Source organism: Sporosarcina sp. FSL W7-1283 (assembly GCF_038003105.1).
GTDB lineage: Bacteria > Bacillota > Bacilli > Bacillales_A > Planococcaceae > Sporosarcina > Sporosarcina newyorkensis.
In genome coordinates this window covers 2602901-2619393 of record NZ_JBBOOL010000001.1, presented here as the reverse complement: position 1 = coordinate 2619393, position 16493 = coordinate 2602901, and the positions used below count along the sequence as shown (strand labels likewise).

At 36.7% G+C, this 16493-nt stretch carries 24 protein-coding genes and 1 riboswitch; of the genes, 19 read left to right on the top strand and 5 right to left on the bottom strand.

All coding sequences use genetic code 11. From position 1 onward, the window contains the following. Nucleotides 1–34 precede the first annotated feature (34 nt). Both MKY93_RS13520 and MKY93_RS13515 read left to right on the top strand, forming a co-directional pair. The gene (locus MKY93_RS13520; RefSeq protein ID WP_340759514.1) at nucleotides 35–1063 is read left to right on the top strand and encodes an LLM class flavin-dependent oxidoreductase; all 1029 of its coding nucleotides are present in this window, start codon (nucleotides 35–37) and stop codon (nucleotides 1061–1063) included. Continuing rightward, on the top strand, nucleotides 1050–1349 hold the full coding sequence (locus MKY93_RS13515) for a cupin domain-containing protein (RefSeq protein WP_221835236.1): 300 nt from the start codon (nucleotides 1050–1052) through the stop codon (nucleotides 1347–1349). The genes MKY93_RS13520 and MKY93_RS13515 overlap by 14 nt, the downstream gene beginning before the upstream one ends. Nucleotides 1350–1403: 54 nt before the next feature. Here MKY93_RS13515 and MKY93_RS13510 read toward each other — a convergent pair whose 3' ends face one another. Continuing rightward, entirely contained in the window at nucleotides 1404–1895 is a 492-nt protein-coding gene (locus MKY93_RS13510) for a hypothetical protein (RefSeq protein WP_221835235.1), read from the bottom strand. Nucleotides 1896–2161: 266 nt separating this feature from the next. Here MKY93_RS13510 and MKY93_RS13505 point away from each other — a divergent pair, with 266 nt between their 5' ends. The 8 genes from MKY93_RS13505 to MKY93_RS13475 all read left to right on the top strand — a co-directional run bounded on the left by MKY93_RS13505 (nucleotide 2162) and on the right by MKY93_RS13475 (nucleotide 6863). Beyond that, nucleotides 2162–2722 (top strand): methyltransferase family protein, encoded by a 561-nt coding sequence (locus MKY93_RS13505; protein ID WP_221835234.1) that lies wholly within the window; start codon nucleotides 2162–2164, stop codon nucleotides 2720–2722. A gap of 91 nt (nucleotides 2723–2813) precedes the next feature. Continuing rightward, nucleotides 2814–3107 carry a hypothetical protein gene (locus tag MKY93_RS13500; RefSeq protein ID WP_340759509.1) on the top strand — a complete coding sequence of 98 codons (294 nt, stop codon included), beginning with the start codon at nucleotides 2814–2816 and terminating at the stop codon, nucleotides 3105–3107. Between the two features lie 110 nt (nucleotides 3108–3217). Continuing rightward, nucleotides 3218–3670, top strand: coding sequence for a GNAT family N-acetyltransferase (locus tag MKY93_RS13495; protein ID WP_340760934.1), 453 nt, complete (start codon nucleotides 3218–3220; stop codon nucleotides 3668–3670). Between the two features lie 71 nt (nucleotides 3671–3741). Next, nucleotides 3742–3969, top strand: coding sequence for a hypothetical protein (locus MKY93_RS13490; protein WP_040759382.1), 228 nt, complete (start codon nucleotides 3742–3744; stop codon nucleotides 3967–3969). Nucleotides 3970–4042: 73 nt separating this feature from the next. Beyond that, on the top strand, nucleotides 4043–4567 hold the full coding sequence (locus MKY93_RS13485) for a hypothetical protein (protein ID WP_078818243.1): 525 nt from the start codon (nucleotides 4043–4045) through the stop codon (nucleotides 4565–4567). A 55-nt stretch (nucleotides 4568–4622) separates the two neighbouring features. Beyond that, nucleotides 4623–5132, top strand: coding sequence for a YfiT family bacillithiol transferase (locus tag MKY93_RS13480; protein WP_340759506.1), 510 nt, complete (start codon nucleotides 4623–4625; stop codon nucleotides 5130–5132). 264 nt (nucleotides 5133–5396) lie between these two features. Beyond that, nucleotides 5397–5594: a hypothetical protein gene (locus MKY93_RS20445; protein ID WP_040759380.1), complete on the top strand. Its 198-nt coding sequence runs from the start codon at nucleotides 5397–5399 to the stop codon at nucleotides 5592–5594. 51 nt (nucleotides 5595–5645) lie between these two features. Then, nucleotides 5646–6863 carry an MFS transporter gene (locus MKY93_RS13475; RefSeq protein WP_040759677.1) on the top strand — a complete coding sequence of 406 codons (1218 nt, stop codon included), beginning with the start codon at nucleotides 5646–5648 and terminating at the stop codon, nucleotides 6861–6863. Nucleotides 6864–6920: 57 nt separating this feature from the next. Here the strand turns inward: MKY93_RS13475 and MKY93_RS13470 are convergent, their stop codons facing one another. The 3 genes from MKY93_RS13470 to MKY93_RS13460 all read right to left on the bottom strand — a co-directional run bounded on the left by MKY93_RS13470 (nucleotide 6921) and on the right by MKY93_RS13460 (nucleotide 7945). Beyond that, nucleotides 6921–7181, bottom strand: coding sequence for a hypothetical protein (locus tag MKY93_RS13470; protein WP_340759503.1), 261 nt, complete (start codon nucleotides 7179–7181; stop codon nucleotides 6921–6923). Nucleotides 7182–7289: 108 nt separating this feature from the next. Further along, on the bottom strand, nucleotides 7290–7604 hold the full coding sequence (locus MKY93_RS13465) for a DMT family transporter (protein WP_340759501.1): 315 nt from the start codon (nucleotides 7602–7604) through the stop codon (nucleotides 7290–7292). Beyond that, nucleotides 7604–7945: a DMT family transporter gene (locus MKY93_RS13460; protein WP_009497920.1), complete on the bottom strand. Its 342-nt coding sequence runs from the start codon at nucleotides 7943–7945 to the stop codon at nucleotides 7604–7606. The genes MKY93_RS13465 and MKY93_RS13460 overlap by 1 nt, the downstream gene beginning before the upstream one ends. A 65-nt stretch (nucleotides 7946–8010) precedes the next feature. Beyond that, nucleotides 8011–8108: riboswitch (guanidine-I (ykkC/yxkD leader) on the bottom strand. 175 nt (nucleotides 8109–8283) lie between these two features. On the opposite strand from MKY93_RS13460, the gene MKY93_RS13455 reads away from it, so the two are divergent. Beyond that, nucleotides 8284–9042: a class I SAM-dependent DNA methyltransferase gene (locus MKY93_RS13455; protein WP_340759497.1), complete on the top strand. Its 759-nt coding sequence runs from the start codon at nucleotides 8284–8286 to the stop codon at nucleotides 9040–9042. Between the two features lie 60 nt (nucleotides 9043–9102). Here MKY93_RS13455 and MKY93_RS13450 read toward each other — a convergent pair whose 3' ends face one another. Continuing rightward, on the bottom strand, nucleotides 9103–10503 hold the full coding sequence (locus MKY93_RS13450; RefSeq protein WP_340759496.1) for a vWA domain-containing protein: 1401 nt from the start codon (nucleotides 10501–10503) through the stop codon (nucleotides 9103–9105). Nucleotides 10504–10733: 230 nt separating this feature from the next. Here MKY93_RS13450 and MKY93_RS13445 point away from each other — a divergent pair, with 230 nt between their 5' ends. From MKY93_RS13445 to MKY93_RS13415, 8 genes are all read left to right on the top strand, one after another. Then, nucleotides 10734–11297 carry a DUF6434 domain-containing protein gene (locus tag MKY93_RS13445; protein ID WP_078818169.1) on the top strand — a complete coding sequence of 188 codons (564 nt, stop codon included), beginning with the start codon at nucleotides 10734–10736 and terminating at the stop codon, nucleotides 11295–11297. A gap of 588 nt (nucleotides 11298–11885) precedes the next feature. After that, nucleotides 11886–12269, top strand: a complete 384-nt coding sequence (locus tag MKY93_RS13440; RefSeq protein ID WP_245799518.1) for a hypothetical protein — start codon at nucleotides 11886–11888, stop codon at nucleotides 12267–12269. A 295-nt stretch (nucleotides 12270–12564) separates the two neighbouring features. Further along, the gene (locus tag MKY93_RS13435; protein WP_009497916.1) at nucleotides 12565–12912 is read left to right on the top strand and encodes a hypothetical protein; all 348 of its coding nucleotides are present in this window, start codon (nucleotides 12565–12567) and stop codon (nucleotides 12910–12912) included. 120 nt (nucleotides 12913–13032) lie between these two features. Then, complete coding sequence (locus MKY93_RS20440; RefSeq protein WP_078818168.1) at nucleotides 13033–13227, top strand: DUF6980 family protein; 195 nt, start codon at nucleotides 13033–13035, stop codon at nucleotides 13225–13227. 126 nt (nucleotides 13228–13353) lie between these two features. Continuing rightward, nucleotides 13354–13875 (top strand): GrpB family protein, encoded by a 522-nt coding sequence (locus MKY93_RS13430; RefSeq protein ID WP_340760933.1) that lies wholly within the window; start codon nucleotides 13354–13356, stop codon nucleotides 13873–13875. Nucleotides 13876–14097: 222 nt separating this feature from the next. Next, on the top strand, nucleotides 14098–14607 hold the full coding sequence (locus tag MKY93_RS13425) for a histidine phosphatase family protein (protein ID WP_340759493.1): 510 nt from the start codon (nucleotides 14098–14100) through the stop codon (nucleotides 14605–14607). Nucleotides 14608–14695: 88 nt separating this feature from the next. Then, on the top strand, nucleotides 14696–15022 hold the full coding sequence (locus MKY93_RS13420; RefSeq protein WP_009497914.1) for a YnfA family protein: 327 nt from the start codon (nucleotides 14696–14698) through the stop codon (nucleotides 15020–15022). A 397-nt stretch (nucleotides 15023–15419) separates the two neighbouring features. Beyond that, nucleotides 15420–16058, top strand: a complete 639-nt coding sequence (locus tag MKY93_RS13415) for a FusB/FusC family EF-G-binding protein (RefSeq protein ID WP_340759491.1) — start codon at nucleotides 15420–15422, stop codon at nucleotides 16056–16058. Nucleotides 16059–16493 lie beyond the last annotated feature (435 nt).

The following is a 16493-nucleotide window of genomic DNA, read 5'->3' as shown; positions in this document are numbered from 1 at the left end:
GTAAACTATATGCAACAAGAGAGGAGGACTTGTCTTGAAGGTCAAATTAAGTAACTTGGATCAATCGCCTATTTCAGACGGGCAAAACGCTCACGAAGCTCTCCAGCAGACAGCCGAGCTAGCGTTAAAAGCGGAGGAGTGGGGATATACTCGTTTTTGGGTGTCAGAACATCATGATGCATCCACATTGGCAGGTTCATCTCCTGAAATCTTAATGGCACATTTGGCCACTATCACTTCCACTATCCGCATCGGGTCTGGCGGTGTCATGCTACCTCACTATTCCCCTTATAAGGTGGCAGAAAACTTTAAAGTGCTCGAAGCGCTGTTTCCCGGACGAATTGACGCCGGAATGGGCAGGGCACCGGGCGGAATGCCGCGAGCGACATATGCCTTAAACAAAGGACAGTATCAAAACAGAGAACAATTTCCAGATCAAGTGGAGGAATTGCTGATGTATTTACATGATGCATTGCCTGAAGACCATAAATATGAAGGGTTAAAAGCGACTCCGATTACGCAGAGTGCACCGCCGGTATGGATGCTTGGTACGAATGAGGGGTCAGCAAGTTTAGCGGCAGAAAAAGGTTTGCCGTATGTTTTTGCACAATTCATTAATAGTGAGGGTGGCGTGGAAGCTGCAAAACACTACCGCACTAACTTTCAAGCCTCCGATTATTATCAGCAACCGGAACAAGCCTTGGCGGTTTTCTGTATTTGTGCTGAAACAGAGGAAGAGGCGAATCGCGTGGCGTCTTCATTGGATTTATTGCTGATCATGCAACAGCAAGGAATGCCGGTTGAGGGAACTCCAACACCTGAGCAGGCGGCTGAGTATGAATACAGTCCACTCGAATGGGAACTCGTACAGCTCAATCGCGAGCGTATGAGCGTAGGTACTCCAGAAACTGTTCGCAAGCAACTCGAACGGCTGGCGGATGACTTTCAAGCCGAAGAAATCATGCTTGTCACAATAACTTATGACTTTTATGATAAGCTGAAATCATTTGAGTTGATTGCGAATGAATTTTTGAAAGGAGCGAAAGAAAATGAAACTGATTGACACGAAGAATCAGCTGAATGACAAAGAAAAGCACATGGGAAAAGTAGTTGGAGTGGACAATGCCACATTGACGAACATCCAGCTAAAAGCAGGCGAGGAAATTGCTGAACACGATTCAAAAAACGAAGCAATTATTATTGTACGTAAAGGCAAGGTACGATTTACGGTGGAAGGGAAGCCGGTTGAGGTGACACCTGAAAACATTCTGCACATGGCACCGCTTGAAAAGCATAGCCTGCATGCAATTGAAGATACGGATTTAGTGTTAGTTCAGGTGCAACCATGACTCCGACTTTTTGAACAGCTTGTTTAGGGCTGAAATCTGAGATGTCGTTGCACATTATTCAGTAATCTTATAAACCAACGTATCGAATAATTCGCCTTCAATATATTGCAGGAATGCCCATTCTCCCGCCTCTGGTATTTGTACATTGGAGGGGGTATGTGCATCCGCTCCATTGTTTTCTCCCGAAAGCCCGATTGTCCAGCCAGATGTTAAAACCTGATGGACCGTTCCCGTTTCTCTATGATAACCGATCACTGTAAATTTTTTATTTACTGGGTTTTCTAATCCCCACAAATGCCACATCCATTTTTGAGTTTGCAGGCTTGGCATATCAATGCCAATGACTCCAGATTTATTTTCATTCCCAATCATGTGATCCGAAAGACGAACTGCTTTATGATCCCAATCGATACTGTCAAAATCCGTTTCTTTTACAAAGTCGGGTATGTCTTCAGGCAGTTTCAATATACTTTCCTCTTTTTGAGAACACCCGGCAACTAGAAGAACTAGAGTCAAGAAAATTAAAAGCTTGTATGTTAAATGCACTAATTTTACCTCCTAACAGAATATTAGTCTTAATAATCTGATTATACTGTAATGGTAAGGGGAATTCATTATAATAACCTAGAAGTATTGGGTGAAATGCTGAAAGTGGAAGAACAGCTCCCGATGCAAGTAGATGAAAGAAATATAAGGGGAATTCGAGTGTACCTATACTAAAACCAGAAATATTGGAAGAGAAATTTATGCCGGTTCAATTTTAAAAAATTGCAGCAAACGATTTATGGTATTAAAATTTGGAGGTGATCTTAATGGGATATTTTGCGATAACCACACTTATCTTAGTTATTATTATGGTTCTTGCCCGCGTTGCGATCTTGCGGAAAAAAGGAATCGAAGCTATGAAGTTTGGGGAGTTGGATAAAAAGGATTATATCGTAATTCCATTTGTTCTATTGTATTTTTATATTATAGTGACATCTGTTCTTGACCTCCCAATACTAGGAAGTTTTTTATTTAACAACAAAATTATAAGTTGGATAGGTATTGCATTTTGTATAATTGGACTTATCCTATTTTTGCTTAGTTTAATTGCTTTTGGCAAAAGCTTTCGTGTAGGAATAGATAAGGATCATCCAGGAGAGCTTATCACATCAGGTGTATTTTCCATCAGCAGAAATCCGATTTATTCGGCATTTTTGTTTATCTTGTCAGGAATATTTTTAGTCATCCCAAATTGGATATTGTTGCTGTATCTAATTGTCGGGTTTTGGTTTATTAATCGTCAGGTTCTCCGTGAAGAAGGTTCTTTGAAAGAAATTTATGGTGATGGATACAATCGATATCGAAAAAAAGTTCGTAGGTATCTTTGAGAAGAGTAACTATACGAGAACGCTAATTGAATAGTTCAGTATGCTCTTCTTTTTTTAGAGAGTCATTTGAATTTATAGGGAGGGTTTTTTTATGTTGGCCTATCTAACCATTTTCTCTGTGTTCGTGTTTACAGTGGTAATGAGTGCTGCTATTGGATTTTTGTTTTACCAAGTAATTTACAAGTTTTCACCCTCCACAGCGATCAAAAATGTGTTAGGAGCGGGGCTAACAGTACTCATCAGCTGTATCATGACAAAGCTGTTATTGTTAGGAGCGTGGTATTTTTACGTGGCTACGAGCGGAGTCGCGTTTATTTTCTATGTTGTATTCATTGTCTTGTCGGGCAATGAATTGTTTAACTTTAGAAATAATCATAAAAATTAATTACTGGAAGTATGCCGCTATTAAGTGCGTTCTGGATCACAGTTTTAGTCAGTCAGAGCATATTGCAGAACAACATATAAGAAATATGAAGGGAATTGGAAGACGTGAAAATGGTTATTAGGAAACTTAATGAAGGCGAAAAAACTCCAATGGAATTATTGTTATTGGCTGATCCTTCAAGAAAAATTATTGAAGAGTATGTCACTAGGGGAGAATGTTTTATCGCTGAGATGGAACAGCAGACGATTGGAGCCTATGTATTACTTCCAACAAGACCTGAGACAGTCGAGCTAGTGAATGTTGCGGTTATTGAAAGTCAACAAGGTAGAGGGATTGGCAAACGGTTGGTGTTGGATGCAATAAAGATAGCTAAGACAAAAGGCTACAAAACCATTGAAATAGGAACAGGAAATTCAAGCATTGGGCAACTGGCTCTTTATCAAAAATGCGGGTTTAGAATAATGGGTGTAGATATGGACTTTTTCGTTAGGCATTATTCTGAGAAAATCTTTGAAAATGGTATTCAATGCAGAGATATGGTTCGTTTATCTCAAGATTTATAGGTGAACAAGTTTTCAACAAACAGATGCACTAGTTGAACAAGGAATACATATTTATAGGAGAATTTGGAGTCATGCATGAACTTCTTAAAGAAATATACGCTCCAAGTAAGGCGTATAAAGTTGAAATTAATAAACGTTCACGAGACGGGCTATTAGAGATAGATGTTTATTTGTGGGATAGTGAATGGGACACTTGGATACAAAAATCTACTGGCTTTTCACTCACCGACAACTTAAACAGTGCAACGGTAATTGCCAAGGAAAAACTGAGAGTTTATTCAGGCGAGATCATTGAATAAAAAAGGTAGTTGGAAAGCAATTTTTTTAGCCACAAAAAGCATAAATACTTATGTCGTTAATGGGGGCAGGAATATGAATGAACGAAAAATGCTCTTAAAACAGAAGCTAAGAATCAACAAACAAAAAAGTCTAAGGGTAGAATTAATGAAACTTCTGCCTCCAGATATGTCTGTTGTTATTGAGAAAAGCGAATTAATCACTTCTCCGGAATTAGAAAAAATACTAGAAAAAGTTCATGAAAAATGGAACTTTGATTTGCATAAAAATGATTTTGCGCTTACTTATAGCGATTTCAGAAAGGAATTTAGTTGGGAACAAGAGGTTATGGAGTATGTTCAAGGGTGTGCTATTGCAGAGAAAAAAGTCTATTTATTTTTAGGTGGGATAGATGATAGTCCAATATTTCTGGTTGATGGAAAATGGATAGTAAGGAATTTTAGCGTTTTATGGAACTGTATAAACTATGATGATATATGGATTATTGGTCAAGATTTCAGCTATGGTGTTCTAGTTTCCCGTTATGGAGGATATGTAGAACACGACCCTAACCCAAAAGAAATTATGTATGCAATTACTAAATGGGGTATTAAAAAATAAACTATGTAATAATAAATAGGTAAAAGAAATAACGACTAGGGAGAGGGGAATGAAAATGGATGTGAGATATCCAATTGGGAGATTACAAGTTCCTGAAAATGTGACATTAGAAAATATTCAAGGATGGCTAAAGGAAATCGAAACTTTCACGATTCGATTAAGGGGAACTGTCGCTTCATTAAGTGATGAAGAATTGAGCAGAACCTATCGTGACGGGAGCTGGACAGTTCGTCAACTGGTTCATCACATTGCAGATTCTCAGTTGAATATGTATCAACGTTTGAAGCTGGCCTTAACAGATGAGAATCCAACAGTAGTAGCCTTTGACGAAGAAAAATGGGCTGTTCAACCGGATACAAGGCTTCCTGTAGAAAGTTCTACTCAAATGCTAGAAGGTATAAATGAGCGTATCGTATTTTTAGGAAATAATTTAACTGAAGAGCAATTGGATCGTGCGTTTATTCATCAGATAGATGGTAAAATAACAGTTGCTGCAAAAGTGGCAAAGTTAGCATGGCACGAAGAGCACCACTTAGCTCATATTAAAATCGCTTTATCAAACTAATACAATATGTACGAAAGTGGCGTATCGAACTTTGATAAGCCACTTTTTAAAAACAAAAAATAATTCAGCGATTTTTTCAATTAAAGGGCGTCTTTCTGAAGCAAGATAGGTGCTTTGACTAAGATACTATAAAAATCATCCTTATTTTAAATACTTTTGAATTGTGGTAACATATATATTAATTAAAAAGCGATGAAGAGAAGAGTATATGTGCTTAAGCATGACAGAGAACTCCGTTAGCTGCGAAGGAGGATGTACAAGTACATGGAACCAAGCCTCAGAGCTGCCATAGGATATTGTCTTCATGATATTGATTATGTGCCGGTTTCTCCCGTTATCGAGATAGAGTATATCCTACATTACACAGTAGGCGTACTTGAAAAGGTTTTTGTGGCAACACAAGAACAAACTGGGGTGGCACCGCGAACTTCTAAATTCAGGGAGTCTCGTCCTCAAGTCTAATGACTTGGGGGTGGGATTCTTTTTTACTGTCTATAAACAATGAATTTAGGAGTGGATAAGATGTTGAAATCTAGTAAGTGGAAAAACCCCTTATTACTGCTGTTAGGTATTGGCGTATCCAATCTGGGTGCCTGGATTTATTTAATTGCTCTGAACCTGATTGTATTAGATATGACAGGTTCCCCATTGGCAGTATCCGTTCTTTATATCCTAATACCCTTTGCTGCTTTGTGTACAAATTTTTGGGCGGGGAGTTTTATTGACAGGTTAAATAAAAGGAATTTAATGATTTTTCTCGACTTAATCAGAGCAGTTTTTATATTCCTACTCCCATTTATGGATTCACTGTTTTTCATCTATCTATTGGTTTTTATCATCAATATTGCGAGTTCTATTTTTGAGCCTGCATCTATGGTTTATATGACGAAGCTTATACCGAAGACAGATCGACAAAGATTTAATGCGCTTAGAAATTTTATTAATTCAAGCGGGTTTATACTAGGACCTTCCATTGCAGGTTTTTTGTTTATTATAGGTTCTCCATATCTTGCTATTCAGCTGAATTCTCTAGCATTATGTATGTCGGCTATAGTAATCTTTTTACTTCCCAATTTAGAATTAAGCGAGGAAACAGTTAGAGCCGAAAAAGTGAGCATTAAAGTAATCAGGAATGATTGGAGAGAAATTCTAAGTTTTAGTAAATCAAACATGCATATTACATTGGTTTATGTTCTCTTTAGTGGAATTACAGTATTTATGACAGCGTTAGATTCATTAGAAGCCGCATTCGCAACAAAAGTTCTCCTGTTATCTGAAAGTTCTTATGGATTTCTGGTAAGTATCGCGGGAATAGGAATTATAATAGGCTCATTAACAAACGCTTTATTCGCTGGTCGTTTAAAAACGAACATCCTTATCGGCGTAGGTGCAATTTTTACACCAATCGGTTATTTGATCTTTGCATACTCACAAGATTTTACTTGGGCAGCTATAGGATTTTTAACATTAACATTCGCAATATCATTTGGGAATACTGGTTTTTTAACATTTTATCAAAATAATGTATCGGTCCATATCATGGGTAGGTTTTCAAGTATCTTTGGCATATTAGAGGCATTATTAATCATTCTATTTACTGCGGCAGTTGGTGTTCTTGCTGAGTCGTATGAGATTCGGTTCATATATAGTATAGGTTCCTTCGCCTTTTTGATTCTAGGAATTATTATGAGTATAGTTGTTTTGGATAAAACAAAAAAGGCTTTTTATTAAGTTGTTCCGTATAGAGTGCGTCTCCAGAATTACAATATCTTATATCAACTTTCCGAATTAAATTATTATTCGGTATAATGAGTGGAGAGGAGGGACCGCTATGAGAAGTTTTAGTGTTTTGTCAACTCTATTTGCAATTATTGGTGTTCTGTTAATTGGTTTCTCATATATTTTTAAGGAATCCTTTGAGCTCCTTATGGTCTTAGGGTTTGGTTCGTTAATTGTTGGATCGTTTCTATGCTTTTGGGCAATGGTTAGGGGAGAAAAGGGTGCGGCAAAGTTTTCATCAGTGGTTGCGTTTTTTTTATTAAGTTTCATAATCATTTGGACAGAACCATTTCAAATTATACGCGTATTAACTTGGATGAAAAATTAGAGTTTTGAAAAAGGAAAGCCTACTTACAAAATAGGCTTTCCAATGATGGTTTATGAAATCAGTTTTAATCCGATTGCTGCGCCTAGAACCAGTGCAATGAAAAACATTCTTTTCGAATCTTTTGGTTCACCGTACAGAACCATTCCTAAAATCGCACCGCCCGAAGCCCCAATTCCTGTCCAAATGGCGTAGGCTGTTCCCATAGGTAATGTTTTCATTGCATGAGAAAGGAATAGAAAACTTGCTCCGAATCCCGCCACCAACAAAACAAATGCCTGCCAGTTTCGATCCTTGTGCAACTTATTGATCATGGCGACACCAAACATTTCAAATAAACCTGCAACAACTAAAGAAACCCATGCCATTACAACTCATCTCCTTCTGGAACAGGATTTTTCGTCACTAATTTCAAGCCAATAACCCCACCCAATAAAACCATGACCAAAACAATTTTCGCTATTTTAAACGATTCACCAAAAAATATGATGTCTGCAAATACTGTTCCAGCAGTTCCTAGTCCTACAAAGACGGCGTAGACTGTTCCTACAGGAAGTTTTTTCCCTGCCATAATCATCAGATAAAAACTAACGACGATACAAACAGCCGTCCCTGTCCACTCCCAAAAGTTGCTTGCATGCTTTAATCCAATAACCCAACCAATTTCAAAAAAAGCTGCAATGATTACTTTGATCCAATCTGTATTCATATACAGAACACCTCCTGTTATTTTTTCTGCAAAATAAAAAAGCCTGGAAAAAACTGTTGAACAGTTTCTCCCAGGCTTTTATCCTTCCGTGACACAGCATGACTGTGAGTTTTCTCTCGGACCAGACCAACAAAATAGTTGCGGAACCCTAGAAAACATTTTAGTTATTCTATTGTCTAATAGTATACACCTTTTTTGAATGAAAAGATATATTCATTAATCAAGCTCAATTACTAGCTCCAATCGTATTAGACTGTTAAGGAATGAGTATCTCAACACATAGATTTATAGTAAACTAAGGGCATGCTAAATCAAATTAGAAAGAAGGGGAAAAGTATATGTTGGGTTATTACAATAGGCTTTCTTCAGAAGTATACGATATAGACAAATATATCGGTCTTTCATTTGGGGATGTAGAATTTTATAGCGAAAGATTGTCTTCTTGTAAGGGGAACATCCTCGAGCCAGGGGTCGGAACGGGACGTATCCTTATACCACTATTAGAAAAAGGTTTAAAAATTGACGGTTTCGATGTTTCAGAAGAGATGTTAAAAATTTGCCGTGATAACTGTGAAAATAGGGGGCTGTACCCGAAATTATTTGAAGGAAAAATGGAGTCATTTTCTTTAGATACAGAATATGAAGCGATTATCGTGCCAACTGGAACCTTTCTGCTCCTATATAAAAGAGAAGACTCAATTAAAGCTCTAAAAAACTTTTTCAATCATCTTTCTAATGGCGGTAAGCTTATACTGGACATATTTTTACAAACCGAGGTAACGACAAACGAAATATCGACGAGAACTTGGGAATCTAAGGATGGTGGGATGATTACATTAGAAAGTAAAATTGTTGAAGTTGACCACATCAATCAATACACTGTGTCTCATAATCGCTATGAAAAGTGGGACAGCGGAAAACTTATACAAACAGAGCTAGAGCGATTCCCACTTCGTTGGTATGGAGTTGAAGAGTTTAAAATGATCCTTGAACGGATTGGATTTGAGGATATAACGATCTCAGCAGATTATAAGTATGGACAATATCCAACAGACCGAACTCAAACCATAACATTTGAAGCCATTGTTAAAAGGTAATCTATTAATAGTGGTTACCTATTCAGTGAGAGTGACTCCGTAAAAAAAGAGATTCCTGTATTAGGAATCTCTTGGCACGTTTTGATTAAACTTTTCTTCGAGTAATTGTAACGCTTCATCAATCTTCTTTTCGTTAAGTTCTTCCAATTCTCGTTTTAATTTAATATATTCTTCTTCAATCCAAGTGTGGTATTCAGAATTTCTTTTTCTTAAATAGTCGTGGGTTTCCCGCGATATCAAATTTTGATCCTGATATAAATATTGTAGGGCTACTCCAACTTGACTTCCTTCATCTACCCTTTTTTTATACTCACCTGTTTCATAGCCAAAGATATCGAGCGAGTTTTTTAGCTTGTCATGATTTAGACTCGTTGTTTTTTGATCTTTCCACTTTTTCCAGTTTTTCGCTATTTCCTTCATTTGATCTAACTCGTTTTGTAGCCCTTCTGCATTTTGCACGTCCTCGTATGTGCCCTCTGTTGCTTTGGCTACTTCTTTCAACTGTTTTTGACCTTCATTGTCGACATTAAATCCGATGACATTGACAATGGGAGTAATATCAGACCCGTAAAGCTGTTTGGCGGCGGCAACGGGATCATCATCACAGGTTGAAACCCCGTCACTGACCAAATAAACAATATTTGTGTTTTGATCTCCTTTGAACTCTGCTAAATCTTTCTGAGCTTCGTTGATCGCCAATTGAATTGGAGTCCATCCTGCTGGCTGAGCTTTTTCTAAAGAAGTTTGAAAGTTCGCTTTGTCGTATTTTCCTATAGGATAGATCAAATCACTGCTTGCACATGACCTTGCTTTGTCAGAAGTATTGCCTGTACCCTCATGTCCATAAATTCGCAGTCCAACATTGGCTTCGGCAGGCAGGCCTTCCACGAAATTAGTAATTGCCTTTTTCGCTGCTGCCATTTGTGTTTCCCCGCCAAGATCTTTTCCCATACTTCCAGAAGCATCAAGCAACACAAGCACATTTAAATTTTCCTTAAACTGCATCCGAGAATCCTCAATATCAGGATTGCCTATCGCCTGGAAACGCATCTTGGCAAGTAACTCTTCAGGACCTTTAAAATCATGTTGGAATACTGCCAAAATTTCATTATAGTAGTGATCAAGCTGTGCCTCTGTAGGTTCACCAGAAATATCAGGTAAGTGTGCAGTTAATTCATCCAATTTCGGATGGTCTTCCTCATGTATTCCAAAAAGCTGGGGACCTGTATAACCAGGTGGTAACTCAGCTAATTCAGCTAATGTTTGCGGAAGTGGGGTAGGCTCAATGTCTTCAGCTATAATTTGCTTTTTAGTCTCATTATCAGTTTCAGATTCTTTTTCTTTCTCAGTTGCCTCTACATCTTTTGGGGCATTGGGTTCGTTTGAGACTGATTTCTTTCCATCACAAGCAGCTAGGATGAAAATCAAAGCAGTCCACAATAAAAAGGGTTTTAGTTTCATTAGGTCTCCTTATCTCAGAAATATAGAATGTATTTTTAATATTGTAGCACTATTTAAATTTGGTTAAAGATTTTCATATATAAATAGGAAAAAGGCATGGTGAAGAATACAAGTTTATAATGTAATAGTAGTTAAAAAGGGGGAGTCTGAATGGGTGGTAATGGCTATCTTTAAGACAGAGAATATATTGGCATTCATTAATTCGGAATTTAAAATCGGAGGTAGGATAATTGAGGCCTGAATTAACAAGGGATTTAGATGTACATAATTTTCGTGATTTTTATTGGCTAAAAGAGGAATTACAATCTTTCTGTAGAGAAAATGGGATAAGTGCTTCAGGTTCTAAAACTGAACTTACAGAGAGAATAGCAATATTTCTCGATACCGGAAAAATTGAAAAGCCAACAAGGAAAAGAAGTTCTTTCTCGACAGAAACAAAATTAGAAGAATTAAATTTAGATACAGTGATTGCAGAAAATCATCGTTGTAGTCAGGTAGTTAGAGGCTTCTTCCAGTCAGTCATCCCGAAGTTTCATTTCTCCACGCATATTCAAAATTATTTTAAGGCCAATGCAGGAAAAACATATCGGGACGTGGTGGAAGCGTGGTACGAGGAAGAAGAAAGAAAAAAAGACCCATCCTATAACAAACAAATAGGCCCGCAATTCGAATACAATCAATTCATCAGAGATTATTTTGCGGATCCTCAAAACAAAAATAAAAAACGAGAAGATGCAATTAAAGCTTGGAATAAAATTAAAGTTCTGCCAGGTAGCAATAAATATAAAGGGTGAATAGCTTTTTATAATTTTACAATATATGCTAATATAGGGTGAGGTTATTCTAGAACTGGAATTAATTTTGAAATAGGAATCAGCATAAACGTTGAACAAATGAACAAGTTTGTCGTAAAAGAGGGGTTTTGTATATGAATAACAGTTTGTATGGGCTATATGCCTTGATATTAGGTGTCGTGTCTTTTTTTACAGGTGAAATTATAACTTTCATAATGCTTGGCTTTATATTGATAGCTCTAGTTAATATTAATACAACGCTAAAAAAGATTTACACAAAAGATAATGAGTAGATGCATTTTAAGATAAATAGTAGAAAGTTATGCTAGAAAGACATTCAAATAAAGGATACGATAATGAAATAAGAATCATCGCTAATGCTAGATAAACGGTTAAAAAATAATAAATCTTAGTAGAAGTTTTGCATTTCTTTTCGTTCAAAAAACAAGGTATAAAACTTCCCTAATTTCACTAACAATATTCTTGATAAAAGGAATGATTTTACTTAAAGAGAAGATAACATGGGTTTAAAAAGAGGGGATTTACAATTATGAGAGGGAAGAATTATTAATGCAGAGGGGATGAAACTTGAGAGCTTTAAGGAAAAAAACGCAAAAAGATTGGATTGTCTTCTTTGTTTTGTTCTTATTTATAGTTAGTGGATCAGTATATTATATCTATTTTTTCACACCTAAAAATTCACTTGAATTATATCAAAAACTGCATTTTTCAGATAGTTTTGAGCAGGCACAAAAACTTATATTGGATGGCTATGAAGACTATTTTTCAGAGGAAGATTTCAATTATATTCAAAAGCATTCAGCAGATAGCCTAGGGCAGTTTACTTTATTTGAATATAAGAAAAAAACTTATATAATTATGACTTCGCCAGGAACTGAAAGATTAAAAGTTCTTGCAGTTGAAGCATTACCTGAAGATATGAGGGAGTTTTTCACAGATTTAGCTAGATAGATTTTTAACTATCGGATGCAATAATGGGAGCCGTATGTCTAGAAAAAATCAAGTAGAAGATATAATTATTCACATGCATACAGATAGATAGCGTTTACTTATAATCTTTGATAAATACACACATACAGTCAATAGTTGAGTGCACTAATGGATTTTAGTGTGCTCTTTCTGAAGTTGACCTGATTTCGAATAAGGATAGAAGACAGTATAGGGCTCGCAAATTAGACGCACATAGTTCAAAATGCCAAAACTTTTAAAGTGAATTACCTATCAAATGATGAGGTGGATTTGATTTATGAAATCGTTTAACAAGTTAATAGAATTGCTCAATGAAATGAAAGATATAGATGTATGGGGAGACAAAAAGGATGGTTTATCCGAGAATGAAAAGGAATATCTAGACCGGATTCCAACTCAAAATCCCTATGGTCTTATTGGATTAATCTTTGGTGGGATAGCATTTGCATTCGGTCCTCAATACGGCTTCATTCCTGTCATTACTCTTATCTTTTGCATAGTAACCCTTTTTACATATGATAAGGAAAGAGAAGACAATCCGTGGCCTTTCTATGTAGGTATAATGCTTTCACTGATCGGCTTAATAATGTTCATTATTGGGGAGGTGCACCAGCTAATACTATAATAACTTCTCTTGAAAGCTTCTCCTTCATAGGGCATGGCATTACAATCTCTATCCGTTATAGCAGCGAATAATTGCGTCCATCTCGTACAAATGGAACGCTAAATTTAGGAGGAGAAATATATGAAAAAACACTGTTGTGAAGATATGGAATACCACGCAAATTTCAAATGTGATGTGCATAGCGATCCATTTGAATGTCCTGATAAAATAATAATTTTTTATGCTAAAGACATCGAATACGGGTTGGTAATCCATGATGGTGGCTCTTCAAGTGTAAGAATTGAATTCTGTCCGTGGTGTAGTTCGAAATTATAATTTACTATCCTTCTTATGAAGTTCGACAGTTGAATCAGTATTTTCCAAAAACGAGCCAAGCAGCTGAATAAAAATGAGTGCAAACAAGGGAATTGAAGGAGGTAAGATATCGTGGTGAACCGTGCTATGAATATTGTTGTAACAAACTATGATGAAAACTGGGTTAAACTGTTCAAAATGGAAGCGGAAAAGATTAAGGAGATATTAAAAGAAGAGATTATTGAGATTCACCACATTGGAAGCACGGCGGTTCCGGGTTTAAAGTCCAAGCCTATCATTGATATTATGCCAATAGTCAAAGATATTGAGAATATCAATAAATATAACGAAAAAATGTTTGAAATAGGTTACGAGGCGCTTGGAGAATTGGGTATGAAAGGAAGAAGGTATTTTAGAAAAGGCGGAGAAAACAGGACACATCAACTACATATATTACAAGCCGATAATTTTACTCAGATTGAGCGACATCTTGCAGTACGCGATTATCTTAATTCACATAAAGGAACGGCGGAAGAATATGGGGAGATAAAGGAGCGACTTGCCCGACAGTTCCCAAAAGATATTGAAGGATACAGTGACGGTAAAAATAACTTCGTACAGAACTTGGAACGAATGGCGCTAGAATGGAAGAGAAAAAGTAAAAGGTGAATTGTAATTGTTATCTTTTGGAATCGGACCAAATTATGAAATATCAAATGGTACTTACAAAATAGGTTTTAACAAACGATCGTAATTCCAGATTATGGACCTCCGCCTATTCAGTAAAATGGCCATTTAGTGGTATATTATCATAAAATGAATAGCAGGAGAGTTACTATGGAAATCTCATTAATTAGGCATGGTAGATCTACGTGTACTGATAGTAATCGAATGAAATGTAAAGAGTTTAAGATTTGGGTTGGAAAGTATGATAATCAAGGGGTTTTTGAAGAAAACTTTTATCCGGAAGATACGCTTGATAGAATAGCATCGGCAAATATTGTTTTTTCAAGTGATTTAGAAAGGTCTATAGAATCAGCAAGATTGTTAAAACCCAATTTATTAGCTGTATCAGACCCCTTGTTTCGTGAAACAGAATTGCCCAATCCATCAGTGGGGAGTATCAAACTAAGTCCGAGTACTTGGAGCCTGATTTTAAGGTGTTTATGGTTTTTGGGCTATTCAAGAGATTGTGAGTCCTTGAAAGAAGCAAAAGATCGAGCTGAAAAGGCATCAGAATTATTAGCAGTATACGCTGAAATACATACATCGATAGTATTGGTAGGTCATGGTTTTTTTAACATGCTGATCGCAAAAGAGCTTCAGAAAATGGGGTGGGAAGGTAAGAAAAGGTCAAGTTCAAAGCACTGGAATTGTACCACATACACTTTATTAAATTGACACGTGTGATGGTTTAATAAACAATCGCATGCATGTCGCATAAACGTGCTATATTGTTTGCAGAAATTCAAGAGATGAGGTTTTAAAGATGTTTAAGGTCGTTATTATTTTCCTTTTAGCTGGCTTAGCTGAAATCGGTGGAGGTTATTTAATATGGCAATGGTTGCGAGAGGATAAATCTGCTGTTTTAGGGCTATTCGGAGGGATAGCATTAGTTTTATACGGTGTGGTAGTTACATTCCAGACATTCCCATCCTTTGGTAGGGTGTATGCAGCATATGGAGGCGTCTTTGTCTTTCTATCCGTATTATGGGGGTGGGGAATTGATAAAAAAACACCTGATATATATGATTTTATAGGGGCAGGTATCTGCTTGGTTGGTGTTTCAGTGATATTGTTCGCACCACGTCAATGACACAAAATAATCTGTTCCAACTCAAGTATAGGGAACTTTAATTATTGAGGGGAAAAAGCCGTTAACAATAGGTTATTTGTGTAGTACTAGTCTATTGTTTGTTTTATATACATGCAATTCGTTTACAAAAAAATATTGTCTCGAAAGACAGAAAGTTGTATGATAAACGACGTAGCGCCTATTAGAAAGAGGGCGATATTTCGGGAGGTGATGTGAAGATGGCAACTCAAATGGCATTGCCAGCTTCTAAAAAGACTCATGCAAAGCCAGATGATCAAAAGGCGATTCTTTGCATGGGGCGAATGGTTATCTAATCGCTTGAATGTAGTTTCTCCATTTCCGATTTAAAGGCTTTGCACTTTGTTTGATCATCATAAAAACAGAGGAGCTGACAGAAATGAAGAACGAACAATTTATAAGAAACGATCAGTTTAATTTTATAAAACGACAGGTATTACAACTAGTGAATGGTCACGCAACAGTGAATGATCAACAAGTCATTGGCGCGATAGAATCACTGTCAATCGAAAAAACAGTAGATTTGTTTGCGGGGGTAACAGCCGCACAAAGGAACCTACTTAACCAAATAGTAAATGTTGTAGATAAGGAAACAGCCGAACAATATCTAGTAGAAATAGAAGCTTACATCATTCCGTTCAAGGAGCTTTCAGAGCAGAAGTTGCAAAAGCTTTTCCCAAAAGTGAAAAAAATGAAGTTGCCGAAAGAAAGTCTGAACTATAATAGAATGTCTTTTTTTAGTTATGACGATTTTGGAACGAAAAAAAGATATATGGCCGTTCCTACTCGGAAGGGCATGATTGGGTTAACCGGTACATTTGATGAAACGAAAACTAAGCAAATTTGTGCAATATGTAACCGACTGACTCCTGTTTGTATGTTTATGACAAAAACAAAAGGAAATATTGCTGGAACCTATACAAAAAAAGGGAATTATATCTGTCGAGATACTGAAGATTGTAATCACCATTTGCTTTCTTTGGAAAAAGTATATGATTTTGTTGATAACGTAAAATAAAACAATAGTGGAAAATCGTGTCACTTGCGACCCGGCGCGTCAAGTTAAAATACCAATTTTTTTTATTGATCATTTAACGTCTAATTTCTAAGAAAATGAATTTGTAACTGAAAATAAGTTTTGAGTTGGAAGGATTGGGTATATTATTGGTAAGTCCATTAGCCAAAGGCACGACCAATAATACTCATTTTACCCCCTAAAAATGTCTGCTTATTGGTTAGGCGAGCCACTCAATGAGGCCGGTTGCTTTCACGGTCATCGGGACAATGGAATAAGTGTTTTTTCTAGCTGTTGAAGGGTGTTTTGTCAGTCCGTGTCATTACGGGCTCGCCAAAGCACCCATATTTTTTTGCCCACTTCCTTCAGCGTGATCTGCTCTCTTAATTAGGAGAATGAGCACCACATATAAATCCTACTCTCAACTTTCAATTCAGG